At 67.0% G+C, this 22,355-nt stretch carries 23 protein-coding genes and 1 pseudogene; 12 read left to right on the top strand and 12 right to left on the bottom strand.

Going from position 1 to position 22,355, the window contains the following annotated elements; genetic code table 11:
- Positions 1-397 (bottom strand): annotated as a pseudogene (locus A5686_RS20000) (peptidylprolyl isomerase); the annotation flags it as partial.
- A 118-nt stretch (positions 398-515) separates the two neighbouring features.
- On the opposite strand from A5686_RS20000, the gene A5686_RS19995 reads away from it, so the two are divergent.
- On the top strand, positions 516-1,172 hold the full coding sequence (locus A5686_RS19995; protein WP_067937894.1) for an MBL fold metallo-hydrolase: 657 nt from the start codon (positions 516-518) through the stop codon (positions 1,170-1,172).
- A 3-nt stretch (positions 1,173-1,175) separates the two neighbouring features.
- Positions 1,176-2,456, top strand: a complete 1,281-nt coding sequence (gene hisS, locus A5686_RS19990; RefSeq protein ID WP_067937892.1) for a histidine--tRNA ligase — start codon at positions 1,176-1,178, stop codon at positions 2,454-2,456.
- A 13-nt stretch (positions 2,457-2,469) separates the two neighbouring features.
- On the opposite strand, the gene A5686_RS19985 is transcribed toward hisS, so the two are convergent.
- The 3 genes from A5686_RS19985 to A5686_RS19975 all read right to left on the bottom strand — a co-directional run bounded on the left by A5686_RS19985 (position 2,470) and on the right by A5686_RS19975 (position 3,667).
- Positions 2,470-2,769 carry a hypothetical protein gene (locus tag A5686_RS19985; RefSeq protein ID WP_067937890.1) on the bottom strand — a complete coding sequence of 100 codons (300 nt, stop codon included), beginning with the start codon at positions 2,767-2,769 and terminating at the stop codon, positions 2,470-2,472.
- 55 nt (positions 2,770-2,824) lie between these two features.
- A complete protein-coding gene (locus A5686_RS19980) occupies positions 2,825-3,052 on the bottom strand; it encodes a deoxyribodipyrimidine photolyase (protein ID WP_067937896.1) in 228 nt (75 codons plus the stop codon).
- Between the two features lie 129 nt (positions 3,053-3,181).
- A complete protein-coding gene (locus A5686_RS19975; RefSeq protein ID WP_067937888.1) occupies positions 3,182-3,667 on the bottom strand; it encodes an SRPBCC family protein in 486 nt (161 codons plus the stop codon).
- Between the two features lie 107 nt (positions 3,668-3,774).
- Here A5686_RS19975 and A5686_RS19970 point away from each other — a divergent pair, with 107 nt between their 5' ends.
- Together A5686_RS19970 and A5686_RS19965 are read left to right on the top strand one after the other, a co-directional pair.
- Positions 3,775-5,277 carry an HNH endonuclease signature motif containing protein gene (locus A5686_RS19970; RefSeq protein ID WP_067937886.1) on the top strand — a complete coding sequence of 501 codons (1,503 nt, stop codon included), beginning with the start codon at positions 3,775-3,777 and terminating at the stop codon, positions 5,275-5,277.
- 164 nt (positions 5,278-5,441) lie between these two features.
- The gene (locus A5686_RS19965) at positions 5,442-6,470 is read left to right on the top strand and encodes an Rv2578c family radical SAM protein (RefSeq protein ID WP_067937884.1); all 1,029 of its coding nucleotides are present in this window, start codon (positions 5,442-5,444) and stop codon (positions 6,468-6,470) included.
- Positions 6,471-6,481: 11 nt separating this feature from the next.
- Here A5686_RS19965 and A5686_RS19960 read toward each other — a convergent pair whose 3' ends face one another.
- On the bottom strand, positions 6,482-8,083 hold the full coding sequence (locus A5686_RS19960; protein ID WP_067937882.1) for a metallophosphoesterase family protein: 1,602 nt from the start codon (positions 8,081-8,083) through the stop codon (positions 6,482-6,484).
- An 86-nt stretch (positions 8,084-8,169) separates the two neighbouring features.
- Between A5686_RS19960 and A5686_RS19955 the strand changes: the two genes are divergently transcribed.
- Positions 8,170-8,610, top strand: a complete 441-nt coding sequence (locus A5686_RS19955; RefSeq protein ID WP_067937880.1) for a hypothetical protein — start codon at positions 8,170-8,172, stop codon at positions 8,608-8,610.
- Between the two features lie 78 nt (positions 8,611-8,688).
- Here the strand turns inward: A5686_RS19955 and A5686_RS19950 are convergent, their stop codons facing one another.
- Positions 8,689-9,222 (bottom strand): helix-turn-helix domain-containing protein, encoded by a 534-nt coding sequence (locus A5686_RS19950; protein ID WP_067937878.1) that lies wholly within the window; start codon positions 9,220-9,222, stop codon positions 8,689-8,691.
- A 72-nt stretch (positions 9,223-9,294) separates the two neighbouring features.
- On the opposite strand from A5686_RS19950, the gene A5686_RS19945 reads away from it, so the two are divergent.
- On the top strand, positions 9,295-10,089 hold the full coding sequence (locus A5686_RS19945) for an aldolase (protein ID WP_067937877.1): 795 nt from the start codon (positions 9,295-9,297) through the stop codon (positions 10,087-10,089).
- A gap of 36 nt (positions 10,090-10,125) precedes the next feature.
- Positions 10,126-11,007, top strand: coding sequence for a dihydrodipicolinate synthase family protein (locus A5686_RS19940; protein ID WP_067937875.1), 882 nt, complete (start codon positions 10,126-10,128; stop codon positions 11,005-11,007).
- A 3-nt stretch (positions 11,008-11,010) separates the two neighbouring features.
- Here A5686_RS19940 and A5686_RS19935 read toward each other — a convergent pair whose 3' ends face one another.
- Genes A5686_RS19935 through A5686_RS19925 form a run of 3 tightly spaced genes read right to left on the bottom strand, consistent with a single transcriptional unit; the run spans position 11,011 to position 13,317 of the window.
- Entirely contained in the window at positions 11,011-11,889 is an 879-nt protein-coding gene (locus A5686_RS19935) for a neutral zinc metallopeptidase (protein WP_067937873.1), read from the bottom strand.
- Positions 11,890-11,898: 9 nt separating this feature from the next.
- Positions 11,899-12,408: an SRPBCC family protein gene (locus tag A5686_RS19930; protein ID WP_067937871.1), complete on the bottom strand. Its 510-nt coding sequence runs from the start codon at positions 12,406-12,408 to the stop codon at positions 11,899-11,901.
- Positions 12,409-12,417: 9 nt separating this feature from the next.
- Positions 12,418-13,317: an oxidoreductase gene (locus tag A5686_RS19925; protein WP_197520648.1), complete on the bottom strand. Its 900-nt coding sequence runs from the start codon at positions 13,315-13,317 to the stop codon at positions 12,418-12,420.
- 62 nt (positions 13,318-13,379) lie between these two features.
- On the opposite strand from A5686_RS19925, the gene aspS reads away from it, so the two are divergent.
- The 3 genes from aspS to A5686_RS19910 all read left to right on the top strand — a co-directional run bounded on the left by aspS (position 13,380) and on the right by A5686_RS19910 (position 16,010).
- Positions 13,380-15,167, top strand: a complete 1,788-nt coding sequence (gene aspS, locus A5686_RS19920; RefSeq protein ID WP_067937867.1) for an aspartate--tRNA ligase — start codon at positions 13,380-13,382, stop codon at positions 15,165-15,167.
- Positions 15,164-15,610: a nitroreductase family deazaflavin-dependent oxidoreductase gene (locus A5686_RS19915; protein ID WP_067937865.1), complete on the top strand. Its 447-nt coding sequence runs from the start codon at positions 15,164-15,166 to the stop codon at positions 15,608-15,610. The genes aspS and A5686_RS19915 overlap by 4 nt, the downstream gene beginning before the upstream one ends.
- A 97-nt stretch (positions 15,611-15,707) precedes the next feature.
- A complete protein-coding gene (locus A5686_RS19910; RefSeq protein WP_231986430.1) occupies positions 15,708-16,010 on the top strand; it encodes a hypothetical protein in 303 nt (100 codons plus the stop codon).
- Between the two features lie 5 nt (positions 16,011-16,015).
- Here A5686_RS19910 and A5686_RS19905 read toward each other — a convergent pair whose 3' ends face one another.
- On the bottom strand, positions 16,016-16,405 hold the full coding sequence (locus A5686_RS19905; protein ID WP_067937863.1) for an MmcQ/YjbR family DNA-binding protein: 390 nt from the start codon (positions 16,403-16,405) through the stop codon (positions 16,016-16,018).
- A gap of 123 nt (positions 16,406-16,528) precedes the next feature.
- Here A5686_RS19905 and A5686_RS19900 point away from each other — a divergent pair, with 123 nt between their 5' ends.
- Together A5686_RS19900 and A5686_RS19895 are read left to right on the top strand one after the other, a co-directional pair.
- Complete coding sequence (locus A5686_RS19900; protein WP_067937862.1) at positions 16,529-17,458, top strand: transglutaminase family protein; 930 nt, start codon at positions 16,529-16,531, stop codon at positions 17,456-17,458.
- Positions 17,451-18,506 (top strand): putative zinc-binding metallopeptidase, encoded by a 1,056-nt coding sequence (locus A5686_RS19895; RefSeq protein ID WP_067937859.1) that lies wholly within the window; start codon positions 17,451-17,453, stop codon positions 18,504-18,506. The genes A5686_RS19900 and A5686_RS19895 overlap by 8 nt, the downstream gene beginning before the upstream one ends.
- 160 nt (positions 18,507-18,666) lie before the next feature.
- Here A5686_RS19895 and A5686_RS19890 read toward each other — a convergent pair whose 3' ends face one another.
- Both A5686_RS19890 and A5686_RS19885 read right to left on the bottom strand, forming a co-directional pair.
- The gene (locus A5686_RS19890; RefSeq protein ID WP_067937857.1) at positions 18,667-21,300 is read right to left on the bottom strand and encodes a circularly permuted type 2 ATP-grasp protein; all 2,634 of its coding nucleotides are present in this window, start codon (positions 21,298-21,300) and stop codon (positions 18,667-18,669) included.
- A 44-nt stretch (positions 21,301-21,344) separates the two neighbouring features.
- The gene (locus A5686_RS19885) at positions 21,345-21,974 is read right to left on the bottom strand and encodes a hypothetical protein (RefSeq protein WP_156750151.1); all 630 of its coding nucleotides are present in this window, start codon (positions 21,972-21,974) and stop codon (positions 21,345-21,347) included.
- Between the last annotated feature and the right edge of the window lie 381 nt (positions 21,975-22,355).

Below are 22,355 nucleotides of genomic sequence, written 5' to 3'. Positions count from 1 at the left end.
TGCTGGCGCTCACCTGGGCCGGATCGGTCGGCACCTTACCGGTCCGCGGCGGTTTGACCTCCTTTGCCGCCGGCTCGGGCGAGGCCGGGTACTGACAGTTGGCGCCCACGTCGGCCGAGGGTTTGAACGGCGGCAGCGGCGGTACCTGACCCGGCTCGCCGGGGGCCGTCGTTTCCGGGGAGCTGCTGCTGGTGGTCGTCGACGCCGCGGTGTTGCTCTTGTTCTCGTGCTTGGTGTTGACGATCGTGATCACCACCGCGGCGATGACGGCCACGGCCACGATCGAGCCGGCCGCGATCAGCACGATCCGGCGCGTCTTGGCTTGCTTGGCGCGCCGCTCCAGCTGCCGTTCGAGCTTGCGTTTGGCGTTGGCGCGTCGCTGTTCGTTGGTCGGCACGGCCGCTATGCCTCCATGGTTGGTGAGTCGGAACCTCTCTGAACCGGTGAGGTGCCAGCTCAGGCTAATGTGGGCGCCGCGACTCGTGTCAAGTGGGGCCCGTGGGAAACTGGGCACTGTGTTGATCACCGGATTTCCCGCCGGCATGTTGCAGTGCAACTGCTACGTCTTGGCGCAGCGGCCAGGGACGGACGCCGTCATCGTGGATCCGGGGCAGCGGGCGATGGGGCAGTTACGCAGCATCCTGGACAAGAACCGGCTGACGCCGGCCGCGGTGTTGCTGACCCACGGGCACATCGACCATATGTGGTCGGCGCAGAAGGTGTCCGATACCTACGGTTGCCCGACCTACATCCATCCCGAGGACAGGTTCATGCTCGCAGACCCGATCTACGGCCTGGGCCCGCGCCTGGCGCAGCTGGTGGCGGGCGCGTTCTGGCGGGAGCCCAAGCAGGTCGTCGAGCTGGACCGCGACGGCGACAAGCTGGACCTGGGCAGCGTGACCGTCAACGTCGACCACACGCCCGGACACACCCGCGGCTCGGTGGTGTTTCGGGTCACCGGGGACAAGGACGTCGTCTTCACCGGTGACACGTTGTTCGAGCGCTCCGTCGGCCGCACGGACCTGTTCGGTGGCAGCGGCCGCGACCTGCTGACCTCGATCGTCGACAAACTCCTGGTCCTCGACGACGCGACCGTGGTCCTGCCGGGGCACGGCAACTCCACCACGATCGGCGCCGAGCGGCGCCTCAACCCGTTCCTCGAAGGCCTGTAGCCCGTGCCCGAGTCGTCTGCGTTCTCAGCCTTCGCGGCGCCCAAAGGGGTGCCGGACTACGTCCCCCCGGACTCGGCGCAGTTCGTCGCGGTGCGCGACGGCCTGCTCGGAGCCGCCCGCCGCGCCGGCTACGGCGATATCGAGCTGCCGATCTTCGAAGACACCGGCCTGTTCGCCCGCGGCGTCGGCGAATCCACCGACGTGGTGTCCAAAGAGATGTACACGTTCGCCGATCGCGGGGATCGGTCGGTGACGCTGCGGCCGGAGGGCACCGCGGGCGTGGTGCGCGCGGTCATCGAACACGGTCTGGACCGCGGCGCGTTGCCGGTCAAACTCTGTTACGCGGGGCCGTTTTTCCGCTACGAGCGTCCGCAGGCGGGCCGCTATCGTCAGCTGCAGCAGGTCGGCGTGGAGGCGATCGGCGTCGACGACCCCGCCCTGGACGCCGAGGTGATCGCGATCGCCGACGCCGGCTTTCGCTCACTCGGGCTCGACGGATTCCGCCTTGAAATCACCTCGCTGGGTGACGACAGCTGCCGCCCTCAGTACCGGGAGCTGTTGCAGGACTTCCTTTTTGCGCTCGACCTGGACGATGAAACTCGACGGCGGGCACAGGTCAATCCGCTGCGGGTGCTCGACGACAAGCGACCCGAGGTGCGCGCCATGACGGCCGACGCTCCGGTGCTGCTCGATCACCTGTCCGATGCGGCCAAGCAGCACTTCAATACCGTCCTGGCCCACTTGGACGCCATGTCGGTGCCCTACGTCCTCAACCCCCGTATGGTGCGCGGGCTGGACTACTACACCAAGACCACGTTCGAATTCGTGCACGACGGCCTGGGCGCGCAGTCCGGCATCGGCGGCGGCGGCCGCTACGACGGCCTGATGCGTCAGCTCGGTGGACAACACCTGTCCGGCATCGGTTTTGGGCTCGGCGTGGACCGTACGCTGCTGGCGCTGCGCGCCGAGGGCAAGAGCGTGGGGGAGACCGCGCGCTGCGAGGTGTTCGGCGTGCCGTTGAGCGAGCAGGGCAAGCTGCGGCTGGCGGTGCTGGCCGCACAGCTGCGCGCCGGCGGTGTGCGCGTCGACATGGCCTACGGCGACCGCGGACTCAAGGGCGCGATGCGCGCGGCCGACCGCTCCGGCGCCCGGCTTGCGCTGGTGCTGGGCGACCGCGACCTCGAGTCCGGCACCATCGGCGTGAAGGATTTGACGACGGGGGAGCAGGTTCCAGTCGCACTCGATTCGGTTGTCGCCGAGGTGGTTTCGTGGATAGCGCGCTAGCCCGACCTTTGCGCTAGTGCGGCAGATTGGCCAGATAGCACCGCACTCGGGTAGCGGCGTCGTCCGGGCTGACTCCCATATCGACCAGTCTGCGAACCACTTCGGCCGACGGTATGCCAGAACCGATGTCGTTATCGATCACATGAAGGCTGGGAAACCAGTTTTCCGCGCTCACTCCCGGCGGGGGTGGCTTCGCGTCGCCGCCGATGCAACTAACGTAACCATTGACGCCGGTATCAGCTTGAGCTGGCGACGCCCCCAGCAGACCAACGATGGGTATGGCGACCGCCGCAGCGGCACAGAGGAAACGCATGTCTGCAGATTATCCTCAACGCGCACGCCTGCGTCACCGTCCCGGAAGCCGAATTTTAGCTTTTCTTGCTTGGAATAATGATGACGACGATCAATGTGAGGATCGAGAAAAACAGCCCGAGAAGCCCCCAGCCGAATGGGTTACGGCCCTTCATCATTGCGATGACTCCGCAGATGATTGCCGCGATGATGCTGCCGATAGCGACAAAAATCCCCTTGATGCCGCGGAGGATCAAACCGGCGGCGACGGGGTCCGAACTCGCCAAAATCACTGAGTGCAACATGACAGGTCCTTTCGTGAGCGGCCCCGAGGTGATACCCGAACAAATGTGACGCGAAACCGCGTCCCCACGCAGCCCGCTCTTCCGAAACCCGATAAGCAACACCGCGTATGGCGGTGTTGGGTGTGCAAATCATCCGGATGGATAACCACGGTGCACGGTACGGTCCAGAATTCCCAGAGTTGCCCGCAGGGCGCCCTCGGACAGAATCGGGAAAATTCCGGCTTCCCGCCACTTCGGGTCGATGTTCGACCAGTCGTAGAACGACGTGACCACGGTGGCCGAACCGTCTTCGGACGGTGCCAACGCATAGCCGTAGACGTGGCCGAGCGGCGGCTGGATCTTGCCGAGAACTGTCCACGCAATCAGGCGATCCTGCTCGAACTCCCTTATGTCGATGGTGACGTCGTATTTGCCAAATTCGGGGAAATCGTTCAACGATTCGCGATCCATGTGAACGACGAATCGGTCACCCACGCCGCGTACCGGATCGCCGTCGGCGGCCTGCAGCATTCCGGACGAGTCGATTGCGACATGGCCCTGCGGGTCACACAGCACGGCGAAGATGGCCGGCGCCGGCGCGGCGATGGTGCGGGAAGTCTCGATGCGGTCGGTCATATGTCCTCGCAACCGGGTAGGGGCGATTCGACCCGCAGCTTAACCCCGTTCGGGCGGTTGTTGGCCGCGGCCGACGGTTGTCATACCCCGGTGCGATAATCGAACTTATGTTCGAAGACGTGATCGCGTGGCTCGACGAGCTGGTCGAGCGGCATCATCCGTCGCCAACCCCGGAGTCGGCGGCGCTGCTGGAACGGATCGGTGCGTTTTCGCGGATCGAGAACCGGGCGGCGGCCGAGCAGTTGACGGCGATCGGAGAACTGTTTTCCTACCGACTTTCGCGCTGTTCTGAGTGCGAGGAGTGGGCCGTCGACACCGAGGCGGCGGTGACAGCAGAAGTGGCCGCACAGTTGCGGATCAGTCAGGGGCTGGCAGCTTCGAGAGTCCGGTACGCCCGCGCGATGCGCGAACGTTTGCCCAACGTTGGTGCCGTCTTTCGTGCCGGTGATCTCGATTTCCGATTGTTCGCCACTATCGTCTATCGCACCGATCTGATCACCGACCATGACGTATTGGCGGCCGTCGACGCCGAGTTGGCGGCCAGGGTGCCGCGCTGGCCGTCTATGACGCAGGGACGGCTGGCCGCGCAAGTGGACAAGGTTGTCGCGAGAAACGATGCCGACGCGGTGCGCCGGCGCACGGAGCGCCCGGCCGACCGGCAGGTGTGGGTCGTCGATATGGAGGGCGGCCTGGCGCACCTTGAAGGCAGCCTGCTGAGCCCGGATGCGCACGCACTGGATCAGCGATTGGACGCGTTGGCGGCCACGGTATGCGACAAGGATCCACGCAGCCGCGACCAACGCCGCGCTGATGCGTTGGGCGCACTGGCCGGCGGTGCGGACCGGTTGGGTTGCCGGTGCGGGTCTTCAAATTGCACCGCGGGGAAACGGCGCGCCGCCGGGCCGGTGGTAATCCATGTGATCGCGGAGGATTCCACGCTCGGTGGCGGGCAGGCGCCGGGCGTCGAGGTGGGTGCCGAGGGATTGATCCCGCCGGAGCTGATAGCCGAGCTGGCGGCCTCGGCGAAGCTAGCGCCGCTCGTTTACCCTGTCGACTGCGCGCCCGAGCCGAACTATGCGCCTTCGAAGGCATTGGCTGACTTCGTGCGGTGCCGAGATTTGACCTGCCGCTGGCCCGGGTGCGACTGTCCAGCCACCGATTGCGATCTGGACCATACGATTCCCTACGGCGACGGCGGGCCTACCCACGCGTCGAACCTCAAGTGTTACTGCCGTACTCACCATTTGGTGAAAACTTTCTGGGGCTGGCGCGACCAACAACTGCCCGACGGCACTCTCATCCTCACCTCACCATCGGGGCAGACCTATGTGACCACCCCAGGTAGTTCGTTGCTGTTTCCCAGCCTGTGCCGCTCCACCGGCGAGGTGTCGCTGCCCACGGGCGCGAGCGCGGGCGGCGGTCGTTGCGCGGAGCGCGACGCCATGATGCCCAAACGCCGCCGCACCCGCGCTCAAAACCGCGCCGCGCGCGTCGCCTCCGAACGCCGGCAAAACCACCAGGCCCGGCAAGCGAAACGCCGAGAACGCAAGGCCGCCTACTTCGGTCCGGCACCACCGGCAGACGGCGACGATGAACCACCACCATTCTGATTGCCCGGCAACGCTAGGTTGCAGCTATTGACGTGGGCAGGGATAGGCGATGCGTAAGCCCCCGTTTCGCGCGTAGCGCGTCTCGCAGAACATTGCCGAAGTGTAAGCCGCTCGCGTGGGCCCGGTCCTTGACTCGCGCTCGAACTAATGTTCGAATAGACAGTATGCGGTGGGCGAATCAGGCCGTCGCGGTCAACGGAAAGCCGGTCGAGGATGGGGCGTTGCCGGGGCTGCAACGCATCGGCTTCCTGCGCAGCGTACGTTCGCCCCAGTTCGACGGGATCACGTTCCACGAGGTGTTGTGCAAGTCCGCGCTGAACAAGGTGCCGAACGCATCGGCGCTGCCATTCCGCTACACGGTCAACGGCTACCGCGGCTGCTCACACGCCTGCCGGTACTGCTTCGCCCGGCCTACCCACGAATACCTGGAGCTGAACTGCGGCAATGACTTTGACACCCAGGTTGTCGTCAAGACCAACGTCGTCGAGGTGTTGCGCCGCGAGCTGCGGCGACCGTCCTGGCAGCGCGAGACCGTCGCGCTGGGCACCAACACCGATCCGTACCAGCGGGCCGAGGGGCGCTACGCACTGATGCCCGGCATCATCGGCGCGCTGGCGGAATCGGGCACGCCATTCTCGATCCTGACCAAGGGCACGCTGCTGCGCCGCGACCTGCCGCTGCTCACGGATGCCGCGTCGCAGGTGCAAGTCTCGGTCGCGGTGTCGCTGGCCGTCGGCGATCCGGAGCTGCACAGGGACGTCGAGCCCGGCACCCCCACACCGCAGGCCCGGTTGGGCCTGATCAGCGCCATCCGGGCCGCCGGGCTGGACTGTCATGTGATGGTCGCGCCGGTGCTGCCGCATCTGACGGATTCCGTCGAGCACCTCGACGGGCTGCTCGGCCAGATCGCGGCGGCCGGTGCCAGCAGCGTCACGGTCTTCGGCCTGCATCTGCGCAGCTCGACCCGGGGATGGTTCATGGGATGGCTGGCGCGCTCGCATCCCGAGCTGGTCGGCCGCTATCGCGAGTTGTACCGGCGCGGTGCCTACTTACCGCAGGATTATCGCGCCATGCTGCGGCAGCGGGCCGCACCGCTGATCGCCAAACATAGACTGGCGGGCGACCACCGCCCGTTCTCGCGGGGGGTCTCGGTCGCGCCGGCACCGGAACCCGTTCAGCCGACGTTGTTCTGAGCTGCGCGAAGCTAGCCGGCCTTATCGGTACGCGGCTTGGTGAGCGTGAATTCGTCGATGACGGTGACTTCACCGAAACCGCCCCGCAGCGCGTAGTGCGTCGCCTTGATCGAGGTGTTGCCGCCTGGTTGCCCGGGGTCGACGTCGAAAGCCGCGAAGCCATAAGGGTTGTCGCGGTCGCGAAAAGCCGACCATGGCGCGTCCTCGAGGACGTAGACGGGGGCCTTGCGTCTCAGCCCGGGATCGAACGCGCCCACACCGGTGACCACCCGGCATCGGGGTTCGGGGAAGAACATCGCATTGCTCGGCGCCGAGGTCCCACCCCCGCCGATGACGAGGTGCACCGTTCCCCGCCTGGCGTCGATGAGATCGTTTCGAGTGTCGACGGGTATCGGCGTGCGGGTGTCGGTCCCCAGCGTGCCGCGCAGCGGATGCGAGCGCTCGTAGTGGTGCTCGTGACCGCACACCACCAGATCGACCTGGTACTGGTCGAACAGCGGCAGCCATTCCTCGCGGATGCCCAGGTCGGCGCCGTTGGTCTTGTCGGCGGTGGAGATCGCCGTCTGGTGCATGCACACCACGACCCAGTCGATGCCGGGGTCACGCCGGGCCGCCGCGAGTTCGGTTGCGAGCCAGCGCTTTTGTTCACCACCGGAGTAGCCGCGCACATAGGAGTTGCCGCCGTCCTGGAAGGCGACGTCGTCGTTGCTCAGGCTGATCACCCGCACCGAGCCCGCGGTGAACGAATACCACATGCCCCGGGTCTGCGGACTCGACCCGGAATCGGGCAGCGCGAAATAGGTCTGGTAGGCGCCGTAACCGATTGGCCCGTTACCCAACTCGTTCTCGTGATTGCCCGCCGCCGGCATCCAGGGCCGGTATCGCGCCGAGCGGGTGTTGTTCTCGAACCAGTTCGACCAGGTGCGCACCCGGTCTTGGGCGAGGTTGGCGTAGCACAGGTCGCCATTGATCAGGTTGAACAGCGGCCCCAACCGTTCGATCGCCATGGTGGTGTCGGCGGCGGCCGGCGAGCCGACGTTGTCGGTGGCATAGCTGCCGCCGGGCATCTTGGCCAGCGCCGGTGTGGACTGGTCGCCAAAGCTGGTGAACAGCAGTCTTTTTCGGCCCACCGGCGCCGTGCGCACGGTGCCTTGGTCGGGTTGTGCGCCGTCGTGCACTGCCGCGTACACGTAGTCGGTGTCGGGGGTCAGGTTGGTCAGCCGGGCATGATTGACGCGAACTTCGGTGCCCGACTTCGCGTCCCGGTAGGTCCGAGTTTCCGCGGCGACGGTGCGGCCGAAGCCGGATGTCGGCGTCCCGAGCACGACGCGTGGATTGCGGATCGCGGTGGTGGTGTGCCAGGACACCACCACTTCGGTGCCCGCGTTCTTCCCGAACTGCAGGTGCAGCCCGCCGACCGGTTGCGCGCCGTGGCGGTCGGGCTGCAGCCAGGCCATCGGGGATCGCGGGTGGGAACCGAGCAGCACGGCACCGCCCCCGAGGCCCACCCCCAGGGCGGTCGCGACCGCCCCGGTCGTCAGCAATTGGCGGCGGGTCACCGGCGCTTCGGCGACACCGGTCTGTTTCGGTGCCGAATGCGGCTCATCGCTCATGCTTGCTTCATACCGGAGTCGGGCAACCGCGCGCACCGCTGCCGGTAAACAGAATCGCCGCTAACGAATCCGGTAGCGTTTTCGATATGACGAACGTGCAAAGAACAGCGAGCGCGATCTCAGCGGTAATCCTGGCAGCAGGCGCCGGCGCGGTGCTCACGGCCCCGACCAGCTATGCGGATCCGGCCGGTCATCAGGTGACCTACACCGTGACTAGCCCCAACAACCTGACCGCCACCGTCAACTACGTCAGCGCCGATCCGCCCAGCCAGGCGGCCTACAACGCGGACCCGTCGAAGTTCATGACCAGCGTTCAGGCCCCGCTGAGCGGGGGAACGCCGGTTACCTACACCGCTACCTTGGCGAACCCGACCCAGTGGGCGAGCATCACCGCCAGCGGCATGCTGCATTGGCCGGATTCGGGCAATGGTCCCGCCTCGTTCCATTGCGAGATCGCCGTGGACGGCCAAGTGGTCGTGCAACAGGATGCGACCACCACAGTCACCTGCGCGGCCCGGCCCGCGTAGTCAACAAGCGGCCATCACCTCGGTTTCGCTGACGGCGAACACTCGGCCCCCAGGGTGCGGAGAAGGGCTCGGTCCTGCTCAAGCCGGTGCGCCGCCGGGGTCGGCGTGCGCGACGACGACGACTTCGGCGGGGACGCCGGCGACCGCCCGGATCTTGTGGCTGATCGACGCGTCGAAATACGCGCTGTCGCCTGGTTCGAGCGTGAATGTCTGGTCGCCGTAGTCCAATTCGATGGCCCCGGCATGCACGAATATGAATTCCTGGCCGGCATGTTCGGGATGCGGATCGTCGGCCAGCCGCTCCGTCGGGCGAACCATGAACGGCGACATCGTCTTTCCCAGCAGTGACGATGCCAGCACCCGGTAGCGCCCACCCTCGGCGTCGCCGTGGGCACGCTCGACGGTGATCTTCTCCTGCGCCGCGTCCTCGGAGAACAGTCGCCCGACGTCGACATCGAGGGCCTTTGCCACCTTGAGGGCCACCGCGATCGATGGTGTGCAGCGCCGGCGTTCGATCTTGGACAGGTAGCTCTTGGTCAGCCCGGTCCGCTGGGCCAACGCCTCCAGGGTGAGGCCGCGTTGCTTGCGGACCGCGCGTAGCAGTGCGGTCACGGGGGACCCCCTCTCATGACACAAGGTTTCCTAGAGTGCTACCATTGTGTCATATCGCCGAGGGAGCCGATTATGGCCAGCACATTCACCGATTCGAAGTCCGATCTCATGCGCCGCGCTGCCGAGCAGCTGAGCGCGAACGTCGCCGATTCGCGGCTGACCACGCGCCAGAAGCTGGCATTGACGTGCCGGGCGTTGTTCGACGCGGGGCATGACTCGGGGCTGGCCGGGCAGATCACCGCCCGCGCCGAGGCCGACGGCACCTACTACACCCAGCGGCTGGGCCTGGGTTTTGACGAGATCACCGATGACAACCTGCTGCTGGTCGACGAGGACCTCAACGTCCTCGACGACTCCGGTGTTCAAGGAATCGCCAACCCCGCCAACCGTTTTCACAGCTGGATCTACCGCGCCCGGCCCGACGTCCAATGCATCGTACACACCCATGCGTTTCACGTGGCGGCGCTCTCGATGCTCGAAGTCCCGCTGATCGTCTCCCACATGGACACCACGCCGCTCTACGGCGACTGTGCGTTTCTGCCGAAATGGCCGGGCGTGCCGGTCGGCAACGAAGAAGGGGAGATCATCACCGCCGCCCTCGGCGACAAGAAGGCGGTGCTGCTGGCGCATCACGGCCACGTCATCGCCGGCGCCAGCGTCGAAGAGGCGTGCTCGCTGGGGATCCTCATCGAGCGTGCCGCCAGGCTGCAGCTGGCCGCCATGGCCGCCGGCGCCGTCCAGGAACTACCCGAGGAACTGGCCCGCGAAGCCCACGACTGGACGCTGTCACCGCAGCGCAGCCGCGCCAACTTCGCCTACTACGCTCGCCGGGCCCTGGCCCGGCATCCCGACGTATTGACCAGCTAACCCGTTATCCACCAACCTGATCCGAGGAGCCCTTCCGTGGCGCAAACGCCTGAACCCAAGATCCACGGCATCATCGCCTATCCGGTGACCCCGTTCTCCGAGAAGGGGATTGACACCGAAAGGCTGGCCGAGCTGGTCGAGCGGCTGGTCTCCGCCGAGGTTCACGCGATCGCGCCGCTGGGCAGCACCGGCGAGCTGGCGTACCTCGAGGAACCCGAATTCGACACCGTCGTCGACACCACCATCGCCGCCGTCGCCGGCCGGGTCCCGGTGATCGTCGGGGTGTCGGATGTGACCACCGCCAGAACCATTCGGCGCGCCACCTACGCCCAGCAAGCTGGGGCCGACGCGGTGATGATCCTGCCGGTGTCCTACTGGAAGCTCACCGAGCGCGAGATCTTCACGCATTACCGCAGCATCAGCGACGCCATCTCGATTCCGATCATGGCCTACAACAACCCGGCCACCAGCGGCGTCGACATGCCTCCCGAGCTGCTGGTGCGCATGTTCGACAGCATCGACAACGTCACCATGGTCAAGGAATCCACCGGTGACCTGACCCGCATGCAGCGCATCGCGGAACTGTCCGGCAACCGGCTGCCCTTCTACAACGGCAGTAACCCGCTGGTGCTCGACGCGCTGAAGGCCGGAGCGTCCGGATGGTGCACGGCCGCACCGAATTTGCGGCCACAGCCCTGCATCGACCTGTACGAGGCGGTGCGCGCGCAAGACCTGGACACCGCGCAAAAGCTCTACGACGACCTCAAGCCGTTGCTCACCTTCATCGTCGCGGGCGGACTCGCCACCACCGTGAAGGCCGGCCTGGAGCTGCTCGATTTCCCGGTCGGCGACCCGCGCCCGCCGCTGTTGCCACTCGACGAGCGGGGCCGCGCCGAATTGCGGGGCCTGCTGGTGTAGGGCCTAACCCAAGTCGGGCGCCGAGAAGGTGTCGCACTGCTTGGGGTCACCGGTCTGATAGCCGACGGTGAACCAATGCTGGCGCTGTTCCGATGAACCGTGCGTCCAGCTTTCGCGGTTGATGTGCCCGGTTGCCTGTTTCTGGATGCGGTCGTCGCCGACCGATGCGGCTGCCGACAGCGCGTCGCGAATGTCGTCGTCCGTCAACGGATTCAGGAATGGCGTCCCATCCTTCTGGTTCACCGTGGAGGCGTAGTGCGCCCAGATCCCCGCGTAGCAGTCGGCCTGTAGCTCCGTCCGTACACCGTTGCCGCTTGCGCCCTTCGCACCCTGCTGGGAGCGGCCCAGCACCCCTTGCAGGTTCTGCACGTGATGGCCGTATTCGTGGGCGACGACATATTCCTGCGCGAAGGCCCCGTTGCTGGAATGAAGTTGCTTGACGAGCACATCGTCAAAGAAGGTGGTGTCGAAGTAGGCCGTCTTGTCCACCGGACAGTAGAACGGCCCGACATCGGTGGTGGCCGTTCCGCACCCCGTGCTCACCTGGTCGCTGAACAGCCGGACCTTCGGGCGGGTATAGCTCGGCATCAGCTGATGCCACACCGCGTCCACCGAGTTGCCGGTGGCGACCACGCGACATTGCACGTACTTGTTGGCGTCGGCGCCGGTCTTGCACTGGCTCAGGTCGAACCCGGGTGCCGAGTAGCCGCCGGTGTTCGTCTGCGGGGAGTTCATGACGCGACCCGGGTCGACACCCAAGAACAGCGCCCCGATCAGGATGAGCAATCCGAGGCCACCACCCCCGACGGCCATCCCCATGCCGCCCCCACCGGACGAGGACGCGGTGCTGGTGTCGATCTGCATGCCCTCGTTGAAGGTCATGACGCTCTCCTAACGTTGCCGGGTCGCAAGGGAGTCGGTGTAGCTGCGCAGGTTGCGCAGGTAGCGGCGCAGGGCCAGGTTCAGCAGCGGCCCCGTCACGACCATCGCCAGCTTCGCCGCGCCGGCCGGTTTCTGGGCCATCGTCCAGGTCAGGCGGCAGCCACCCGGGATGACCTCGACCCGGTAATCCTCGGCGAAGGCCGCCACGGACCGGGTCGAGCATTCGTTGAACCGAAACGCCATGTGCGTGAACGGTTCCCAGGCGAGGAATTCTTCGTTGCCGACGATGCCGCCGCGCATCTCGACGACGCGGGTGGTCCCGACGCCGCGCGGCTCGGGGCTGGTCCAGGTCACCTTCGTGATCACCTTCGCCCACTGCGGCCAGGACTGGGCATCGGAAAGCACATCGAACAGCTGCTCGGGGGTGATGGCCAGGTCGACGCTGTTGCGGAAGCGGTAACGGCCCGGAACAGAATCAGCGTCGGTGAAGCTCGCATCGACGCGTTCGCATTCGAACATGACAACAACTTAGCCGGGGCCGTCGCTGGCCGCGGCCAGTAAGGGCACTACGACGTCGCTGATCGGCGTGGCCAGGCCGTGGGCCCGGCCTTTGCGAATGATCACGCCGTTGCGGACGTCCCATTCCATCTGCCGCTGCTGTTCCGCGTCGGTGAGGATGGACGTGCTCAGGTCTTCGGCGACGTTGCGGAACATGTCGACCAACTCGTCGACCACCCCGTCGGCCAGCCGGGCGCCCTCGGCCCGCGCCACGGCCAGGCACTCGGCGACATAGCGCCGCGACAGGGCGGCGACGTCGTCGCGGCGGAACATCCCGGAGCGCCTCCGCGCCAGCGCCATGAACCCGGCCAGCGCGTTGGTGAGCAGTTTGTGCCAGGCCGCGGTGATGATGTCCGGGTCGCAGTCCACCCGGCAGCCGGCGCCGCGCAGCAGTTCGGCGACGGCCTCCCCGGACGGCCCGCTGGGCAGCACCAGGGCCGCATCGGTGCGCAACCGCACCCATCCCTCGGGCTGGGTCTCGGCCGAATACCACACGATGCCGGGAACCACGGGAGACAGCGGGCAGTGCGGCTGCACCTGCTCGACCTGCTCCACGCCGTTCTGCAGCACGACGACGATGGTGTGGACGTCACACAGCCGAGCCAGCCAGCCCGCCGCCGCCTCATTCTGGGTGGCCTTGACGGCGAGCAGCACCACGTCCACCGGCGCGGTCACCTCGGCAGGATCAGTGCGCACCGGCCCGGGAACGACGATCGGGTCCACACCGTCAGGCCGCAGTTCGATGGTGTCGCGCGGGGTGCGGCCGCACACCATGACCGAGTGGCCCGCCCGGTACAGCAGCGCGGCGGCCGTCGTGCCGACGGCTCCGGGACCGACCAGGGCGATGTTGGTGGCAGCGTCTGTGGCGATGGCACCGAAATTACCTCCTTTAGACTGGCAACTCGTTCAAGCCGGGTGAAAGGGAGTGTTTTGTGCTGCGCAGTCACGCCGCGGGTTCGCTGAGGAGTGGCGACGCAGGGCAGCAGGTGACGCTGGCGGGCTGGGTGGCCCGTCGCCGCGACCACGGCGGCGTCATCTTCATCGACCTGCGCGACGCCTCCGGGATCGCCCAGGTGGTGTTCCGCGAGGGCCTCGAGGAAGGGCAGGTGCTGGCCCAGGCGCACCGGCTGCGCGCCGAATTCTGTGTGGCCGTCACCGGTGTTGTCGAGATCCGCCCGGAAGGCAACGCCAATCCCGAGATCGCGACCGGCGACATCGAGGTCAACGCCAGCTCGCTGACCGTGCTGGGGGAGAGCGCCCCACTGCCATTCCAGCTCGACGAACCCGCCGGCGAGGAGCTGCGGCTGAAGTATCGCTACCTGGACCTGCGCCGTGACGGTCCGGCCGCGGCAATCCGCTTGCGCTCCAACGTGAATGCCGCAGCGCGTACGGTGCTCGCGCAGCATGACTTCGTCGAGATCGAAACCCCGACGATCACCCGCTCGACCCCGGAAGGGGCCCGCGACTTTTTGGTGCCGGCCCGACTGCACCCGGGCTCGTTCTACGCCTTGCCGCAGAGCCCGCAGCTGTTCAAACAGTTGCTGATGGTGGCCGGGATGGAACGCTACTACCAGATCGCCCGCTGCTACCGCGACGAGGATTTCCGTGCCGACCGCCAGCCGGAGTTCACCCAGCTCGACATGGAGATGAGTTTCGTCGACGCCGAGGACATCATCGCCATCTCCGAGGAGATCCTGTCCGCGTTGTGGGCGTTGATCGGCTACCGGATTCCGACGCCCATCCCGCGGATCAGCTACGCCGATGCGATGCGACGATTCGGCTCCGACAAGCCCGACATGCGTTTCGGGCTCGAGCTCGTCGATTGCACGGAGTTCTTCTCCGACACCACATTTCGTGTCTTTCAGGCACCCTACGTCGGTGCGGTGGTGATGCCCGGCGGGGCGTCGCAGCCGCGGCGCACCCTGGACGGCTGGCAGGAGTGGGCCAAACAGCGCGGCCACCGCGGGCTGGCTTACGTGCTGATCGCCGACGACGGCACGCTGGGTGGCCCGGTCGCCAAGAACCTGTCCGATACCGAGCGCTCCGGCCTGGCCGCGCAGGTCGGGGCAAAGCCGGGGGATTGCGTCTTCTTCTCGGCGGGCCCGGCCAAGCCCTCGAGGGCCCTGTTGGGGGCGGCCCGCGGTGAGATCGCCCGTCGGCTCGAATTGATCGACCCCGACGCCTGGGCGTTCGTCTGGGTGGTGGACCCGCCGCTGTTCGAGCCCGCCGACGAGGCGACCGCCGCCGGCGACGTCGCCGTCGGGTCAGGGGCGTGGACCGCCGTGCACCACGCGTTCACCTCGCCCAAGCCCGGGCACGAGGACGCCATCGAGACCGATACCGGCAATGTGCTCGCCGACGCCTACGACATTGTCTGCAACGGCAACGAAATCGGCGGCGGATCGATACGTATCCACCGCCGCGACATCCAGGAGCGGGTGTTCGCGGTGATGGGCCTGGACCACGCCGAGGCCCAAGAGAAATTCGGATTCCTATTGGAGGCGTTCACCTTTGGGGCGCCCCCGCACGGCGGGATCGCGTTCGGCTGGGACCGGATCAACGCCCTGCTGTCCGGGGTTGACTCCATCCGCGAGGTCATCGCCTTCCCGAAGACGGGCGGCGGCGTCGACCCGCTCACCGAAGCGCCGGCGCCGATAACCGCCCAGCAGCGCAAGGAGTCCGGAATAGACGCCAAACCCGAGAAGGTTTACAGGGCATGACTCAAGAAGTGCCCGACACCGCCACGATCAACGCGTTCAACCAAAGCATCATCGACGAATTCCGCGCCAACGACGGCAAGGTCGGCGGCCAGTTCGCCAACGCCAACCTGCTGTTGCTGCACACGATTGGCGCTAAGTCCGGTCAGCCGCGGGTGTCGCCGCTGGGGTATTTCCGCATCGACGGCAAGCTCATCATCATCGGCTCCTTCGCCGGTGCCCCGGTCAGCCCGGCCTGGGTGCACAACCTGCGGGCCAATCCGCGGGCGCGAGTCGAGGCCGGCGCCCCGCAGGGAGTGGAAGCTTTCGATGTCGCCGCCCGCGAGCTTCCCGCCGACGAGCGGGCCGCGCTCTTCGACAAGATCACCGCCGCAGCCCCCGGCTTCGCCGAATACCAGGCCAAGACCACTCGGGTGATTCCGCTTTTCGAGTTAAACCGGATCTAGCCGGTGGGCGGCGCGCACCACGGCTCGCCACATCGTCACCATCGCGCCACGACGATGGGGCCTGCGGACGGCGATCGACGCCGCCGATCATCAGGCCGTGCATGTGGCCCTGCTGGCCGGCTGGGTGCTGCAACTGGCCCGTGCCGTCGCGCCCCATCAGCGCTTCGGCGGCCGCGACCGCCTTCCGCATCCGGTGCCCAGCGTGCTGGCCGTGCCGGCGGCCGCGGCCGCTCTCACCGACCCTGATCCCGCCGGCGCCTGCGCGTACGCGGCGTCTAGGCGTCAGCACGCCGCGCAATTGCAGGCCGGGACGGACGAGACGAGGCAGGTAATCATGGCCGACGTCGTCGGTGCCTGCATCGACGATTTGCAGCGCGTCATCGACCTTCGACCCGGCTGAGCTCTTCAGCGTGAGTTGGCCAGGAACTCCTGAACCAACTTCCGCGGCGCCTGGGTCAGCCACGCCTCGGTGATCAGCTCTTCGAGGTCGCGCACCGAAATTTCGGCCAGGTTGACCAACACCGCGGGATAGCCGTCGAAGTGCGGGGTGGTGAAGTAGACCCTCGGCTCGTCGTCGATCAACGCGAACTTGACGCCCTCGTCGGACACCCGGACCCCGAGGATGTCGCCCTGCGCTGGCGCGGCGCCGTCGCGCTCCAGCGCCTCGCGTTCGGAGGCACGCAGCGGCCGCTCCCAGGCCAGCAATTTCTTGCCGACCCGCCAGTCGTGCGGTGACGGCTCGGAGGTGAGTGCCAGCTCACCGACGATGCGGGCGACCTCGCCCCAGGTGGCCACATCACGATTGTGCTCCGGTTTTCGCGGGCGTGCCGTCGGATTGGCAAACGGTGGACGACGGGGCGCTTGGCGGGGCCTACGCGGGGGGCCGGTATGTGATGAGATCAGCGGTGAGGAGGAAGCTTGCCCCCAGAACCAGGCGAACCGGCGGTCGCCCGCCGACATCGAGTGACCCACCGCACCGAGTACCGCTACTCCGACACCGTGACCAGCTCCTACGGTCGCGGATTTCTCACCCCGCGCGACTCGCTGCGGCAACGCTGTGTTGCGCATCGGCTGATGATCGAGCCGGCCCCCGCCGACAGCTCCACCAGCGTGGACAGCTACGGCAACACCAGCTCCTATTTCCACGTCACCGAGCCGCACCGCGCCCTGAAGGTGATCAGCGATTCCATCGTCGACGTCTTTCCGCCTGGCACGGATTCCCACGCCTCCGCGACCCAACCGTGGGAGGCGGTCCGGCCCATCGGACCCGGCGGCGCCCTGGCGACGGAGTTCACCCTGGACCTGAATCCGCCGGAGATCACCGACGAAATTCGCGACTATGCCGCGCCCAGCTTCTCACCCGGGCGTCCCTTGATAGACGTGCTGCGTGATCTGACGTCGCGCATCTTCACCGACTTCACCTACCGGTCGGGGTCGACGACAATCTCCACCGGAGTCAACGAGGTTCTGGCCGCCCGCGAAGGGGTATGTCAAGACTTTGCCAGGCTGGCGATTGCCTGCCTGCGAGCCAACGGGTTGGCGGCCAGTTACGTGTCCGGATATCTGGCCACCGACTCGCCACCAGGAAAGGATCGGATGATCGGCATCGACGCCACCCACGCCTGGGCAGCGGTGTGGACTCCACAGCAGCCCGGCCAATTCGAGTGGCTGGGGCTGGACCCCACCAACGATCAGATGGTGGACGAGCGCTATATCGTCGTGGGCCGGGGCCGTGACTACGCGGACGTCCCGCCGCTGCGGGGCATCATCTACACCGATTCGGAACACAGCGTCATCGACGTCGCCGTCGACGTGGTGCCCTTCGAAGGCGATGTGTTGTATGCGTGACTTCACCTGCCCCAACTGCGGCCAGCGCTTGACCTTTGAGAACTCTACCTGTCTCAATTGCGGTAGTGCGCTGGGGTTTTCGCTCGACCAGATGGCGCTGCTGGTAATCTCGGAGGACGACACCACCGGGCACGCCGGCTTCGTCCACGCGAGCGAGTACCAGCTGTGCGCCAATCTACTTATCGCCGAATGTAATTGGCTGGTTCCCGTCAACAGCCCCCGGCTGCTGTGCCCCTCGTGCGCCCTGACGATCGAACGGCCCAACGACGCCGACACCACTGGGATGGCCGAGTTCGCCCGTGCCGAGGCGGCCAAACGCAGGCTGATCGCCGAGCTGCACGAGCTGAAGCTGCCGATCGTCGGGCGGGACAGGGACCCCAAGTACGGGTTGGCCTTTCGGCTGTTGTCCAGCGCGCACGAGCAGGTGATGACCGGGCACGAGAACGGGGTCATCACAATCGATTTGGCCGAGGGCGACGACGCGCACCGCGAGCAGTTGCGCGTCGAGATGGACGAGCCGTACCGAACCCTGCTGGGCCACTTCCGGCACGAGATCGGGCATTACTACTACTATCGGCTGATCGCACCGTTCGACGATTATGTAGCGCGGTTCAACGAGCTGTTCGGCGATCACGAAGCCGACTACTCCGCGGCGCTGGAACGCCACTACAGCGAGGGCGCTCCCGAGGGCTGGCAGGAGGACTTCGTATCGTCCTACGCCACTATGCATCCCGCCGAGGACTGGGCCGAGACGTTCGCCCACTACCTGCACATCCGTGACACACTGGACACCTCGGCGTGGTGCGGGCTGGCCCCGGCGTCGGCCACATTCGACCGTCCCGCCTTGGGCCCCAGCGCGTTCCAGACGATCATCGACATGTGGCTGCCGTTGTCGTGGTCGCTGAACATGGTGAACCGGTCGATGGGCCGCGACGACCTGTACCCGTTCGTGCTCCCGGTCGCGGTGCTGGAGAAGATGAAGTTCATCCACACCGTGGTCGACGATGTGACGTCGGAGTCCCGCGGCCCCGCCTCGGTGGCCGGCTGAGTCGCGCTCAGGGCTCTGGTGCATCTATGCCGCCGCGCTGTCGGTTCTGGCGCTGGTGCACATGGTGCGGCGTCGCCGACTGCCCGATCCGCATCGCCGCCACGGCATAGCCGTGGATCGGGCTGCATCGAACGCATGAACATGGTGGGTATCGGCGAAACTAGGCCGGCATCACCCGCCGCTCGTCTGGACCCCAAATCGGTTGCATACCACCGGGCAACGCCAGCTGGGTAGTGGTGATGATCTCGGCCAGGTTGCGCAGCTCGGCGTGCACCGATACTAGCAACTCCGCCAACTCGGCACGCCGTCCGTCGTCGCTGACCCGTTCGAGCTCGGCAGGGTGGGATCGCCGCAACATCGTGCCGATCTCGTCCACCAACCGTTGCGGGCGCGACGACCCTGACGAGCCGGGCAGGTCCTTCAGATCGATCCGCAGCCGCTCCAGCTGGTAGAGCAGCGACCGCGGGTTCTGCGCGTCGAACAGCATCAGCTCGGCCATGGCGGCCACGCTGACCTTGCCCACCGTGCGGCGCCGGTAGATGACCGAGGACTCGCACGCCACCAGGGTGGCCTCGATGACGGTCTGCTCGGCCGCGGCGCCGCGGCCGACGGTGAGGGTGGCCTGCAGCAACGCCGTCAACCACAGGCCGCGCTCGATCCGTTTGCCGATGTCCATCATCGTCCAGCCCACGTCGCGCACCATCGACTCGTTGGCCACGCCCGACAGGGTCAGCATGCCGACCAGCGTCTGGGACTGAGCTCCGGTGAGCAGTGCGTCGGCCTCGGAAAGTGAGTCAGGTGGGTCGCTTTCGAGCGCCAGCGCCCGCTCCACCGCGGCCAGCACCATCCAGGTGTCGTTGGACATCTGGTCGCGCACCGCCCGCGCGGCGAGCGCCAAACCCTCCACAGATTGCACCAGCGAGCCGGGCCGGTTCGGATCAACGGTGAGTGACCACAGCGTGGAGGGCGCCGTGGCGATCAGCTCGGCGTGGTCGCCGTCGCTGTCGGGCGTTCCGGTGATTCGGCCCAGCGCGGTCAGCAGCACCGGCACACATTCGCTTTCTTCGCTGTGCTGGTAGTGGCGGTAGACGTGGAACCGGTCGCGGGCGACGATCAGCAGCCGGGCCATGCTTTCCGCGCGCTCACCGTAGCGGCCGATCCAGAACAGGTCCGACAGCACGCGCGGGGAGCTGACGCCCCAGGTGCCCGCGGCCGTCTTCGCCGGCGGCTCCGGTGCCGGCAGGCTGATCGCCTCGGCGTGTGCCCGCTCGGTAGGTCGAACCCAGACATCTTTTGCTGCAATGGTTTTCAGCGTGTATGCGGCGGGTCCTGGCGTCAGCACGTAGCCGATGCCTCCGGTCATCGGCGCATAGCCGCCGCGCTGGGCAACGGTGAACAAACGGATGCCGACGCCCGCAGACGACAACACGCCGGCGTGGTCGGTCGGCACGCACGAGAATTGCGGCAGCTCCTGGCCGATCCACTGCCACGGCATCTGCTCGATGCGGGCCGTCAACCGCGTAAGCTGTTGAGACGAAAGCGCCGGCCCGACAAGGGTTTCCCCGCCGACGGTGGATTTCACCAACAACGACGACAGATTCGACAGCAGGTGTGAGCGTTCACTGGCGATGCCGCCCCAATAGATTTCGGTGGTGGGCAACTGCAGCGTTTCCGACAGCAGGTGCTGTGCCATCGCGGGCAGGAAACGCAGCAGCCCAGGGTTTTCCAGAATTCCGCTGCCCAAGGTGTTGACCACGGTCACCGTCCCCCGGTGTTGGGCCTCCACCAAACCGACCACCCCGAGCCGGGAGTCGGCGCGCAAATCGAGCGGGTCCGTGTAGTCCGCGTCGACCCGGCGCAGAACGACGTCGACGCGTTTCAAGGTGCCCAGCGAGCGCATCCACAACATGCCGTCGCGCACTACCAAGTCGGCGCTTTCGACCATCGGGAAACCCAGCAGCGTGGCCAGATAGGCCTGGTCGAACGCCGTCTCGGAGTAGATACCGGGGGACAGCACCACCACCACGGGGTCCTGGGCGTCATCGGGTGCGGCGTCGATCAGCGCCAGCCGCAGCGCCTGCGCGAACGGCGTCGTCGGCCGCGGCGCGATCCGCTCGTATAGGTCGGGAATCGAGTGCGCGACGACTCGCCGGTCCGCCAGCGCGTACCCGGCACCCGAGGGCGCCTGGGTGCGGTCGCCGTTGACGACGAAAGCGCCGTCCGGTCGGCGGCTGACATCGCAGGCATGCATGAAGAGCTGGTGGCGCCCGGGGATTTCGATCCCATTGGCCGCGCGTATGTATCCGGGGTGGCCGAACAGCAGCTCGGGGGGTAGGACGCCCTCGGTGAGCAGCCTGCGCGGACCGTACAGGTCGGCGAGCACGGCGTCGAGCACCCGCGACCGTTGCAGCAGGCCGGTTTCGAGCACCTCCCAGTCGGCCGCGGACAGCACGATCGGCAGCGTGTCCAGCTGCCAGGGCCTGGGCTCCTGGGCGCGACCACCGGGCTCGACGTCGGTATAGGTGATGCCGTCGTTGTCGATGAGGGCGTCCACCACCGAGCGCAGCCGGTCCAGGCCGGCGCGGCCGCGTTCCGCGATAGCGTCGGCCAGCTCGGCCCACGCCGGTCGGACGTTGCCGTCAGGGTCGACGAATTCGTCATAACCGAGTGCCGGACCGTGCCGCAGGTCGAACAGCGCTTCCTGGGCCCGCACCGCGCGGTATCCGGCCAGCAGGCGGTCCGCGTCATAGCGCGCGGTGCCGGCTCCCGACGGTGCACCGGTGCCGAATGTCATGTCCGCGAACGGGCCGCCTCAGTCGACGGTGTTGGTCATCGAGCTCACGGCGCGACCGGTCCGCCGGACAACCGCCGGTAGGTGTAGACCTGGAGCAACAGCGCCACCGGGGCGGCGACCACGACCCCGACGAAGCACAACAGGAAACCGACCAGCACGATCGCGAACTGCACCAGCCACGACAACAAAGCGCTGCCGATGTCGGAGCGGACGGTGGTGAAGCTCGCTTTCAACGCCTCGATCGGGGGCAGGTCGCGATCGATCGCGAATGCGATGGTGAACAGCGCGAAGAAGCTGAAGACCGCGACGGCCAGCAGCGCCACCAAGTTGAAGACGATCGTCGGCGGGATCAGCGACAGCGCGTCCAAGACCACGCTGATCACGCTGAGCAGCGCCGCGGCAAGAAGCGCGTTGCCGAAGTGGCGGGGCTTGAAGAAGGAACTGACGGTCACCGGCCGGGCGTCGGCTATGTCGAGGGCGCCCGACAGAAATGCCGCCTGGACGAAGATGGTGTAGGCGAAAAACACGAACTGCAGGATGATCGTGCCGACGCCGCCCAGGCCTCCCGAGAACGATGCGCTGTAATTTCCGTCGGCATTGCTCGTCGTGGCGTCCCCGCCGCCTAACAGCACGAATATCAGGGCGTGCAGGATCAGCCCGACCACGGCGTACACCAGCAACGCAACAATCAGCGGGACGGCGTTGTTGCCGAACTTGCTGAAGGCCCACGAGACGCCCTCGCTGATGCTGAACCGCTGCGAGCCTGCCGCTGGGTAGCCCGGCTGCGGCGGTGGGCCGTAGCCCGGTGGCGGCCCGTAGCCGGGGGGCGGGCGGTAGCCCGGTTGTTGAGGCGGGCCGTAGCCCGGTGGCGGCCCGTAGCCCGGTGGCGGCCCGTAGCCCGGAGGTGGACCGGACCCGGGCGGCGGCCCGTATCCGGGGGGTGGACCGGACCCGGGCGGCGGCCCGTATCCGGGGGGTGGGCCGGGCGGCCCCTAGCCGGGGGGCGGGTAACCGCCCGGATCAGGTTTCCCGTGCGGCCCGCTGGGGTTGCCGGG

The sequence above is a fragment of the Mycobacterium sp. E2479 genome, from assembly GCF_001667925.1.
Classification (GTDB): domain Bacteria; phylum Actinomycetota; class Actinomycetes; order Mycobacteriales; family Mycobacteriaceae; genus Mycobacterium.
The sequence above is the reverse complement of the archived record's forward strand: the minus strand, read 5'-3'. Positions and strand labels throughout refer to the sequence as shown.

Excerpts from the sequence above, each read along its gene's own strand:
- A5686_RS19985 (WP_067937890.1), bottom strand. The coding sequence starts at position 2,769 with ATGCGTTTCCTCTGTGCCGCTGCGGCGGTCGCCATACCCATCGTTGGT.
- A5686_RS19980 (WP_067937896.1), bottom strand. The coding sequence starts at position 3,052 with ATGTTGCACTCAGTGATTTTGGCGAGTTCGGACCCCGTCGCCGCCGGT.
- A5686_RS19975 (WP_067937888.1), bottom strand. The coding sequence starts at position 3,667 with ATGACCGACCGCATCGAGACTTCCCGCACCATCGCCGCGCCGGCGCCG.
- A5686_RS19970 (WP_067937886.1), top strand. The coding sequence starts at position 3,775 with ATGTTCGAAGACGTGATCGCGTGGCTCGACGAGCTGGTCGAGCGGCAT.
- A5686_RS19965 (WP_067937884.1), top strand. The coding sequence starts at position 5,442 with ATGCGGTGGGCGAATCAGGCCGTCGCGGTCAACGGAAAGCCGGTCGAG.
- A5686_RS19960 (WP_067937882.1), bottom strand. The coding sequence starts at position 8,083 with ATGAGCGATGAGCCGCATTCGGCACCGAAACAGACCGGTGTCGCCGAA.
- A5686_RS19955 (WP_067937880.1), top strand. The coding sequence starts at position 8,170 with ATGACGAACGTGCAAAGAACAGCGAGCGCGATCTCAGCGGTAATCCTG.
- A5686_RS19945 (WP_067937877.1), top strand. The coding sequence starts at position 9,295 with ATGGCCAGCACATTCACCGATTCGAAGTCCGATCTCATGCGCCGCGCT.
- A5686_RS19935 (WP_067937873.1), bottom strand. The coding sequence starts at position 11,889 with ATGACCTTCAACGAGGGCATGCAGATCGACACCAGCACCGCGTCCTCG.
- A5686_RS19930 (WP_067937871.1), bottom strand. The coding sequence starts at position 12,408 with ATGTTCGAATGCGAACGCGTCGATGCGAGCTTCACCGACGCTGATTCT.
- A5686_RS19915 (WP_067937865.1), top strand. The coding sequence starts at position 15,164 with ATGACTCAAGAAGTGCCCGACACCGCCACGATCAACGCGTTCAACCAA.
- A5686_RS19895 (WP_067937859.1), top strand. The coding sequence starts at position 17,451 with ATGCGTGACTTCACCTGCCCCAACTGCGGCCAGCGCTTGACCTTTGAG.
- A5686_RS19890 (WP_067937857.1), bottom strand. The coding sequence starts at position 21,300 with ATGACATTCGGCACCGGTGCACCGTCGGGAGCCGGCACCGCGCGCTAT.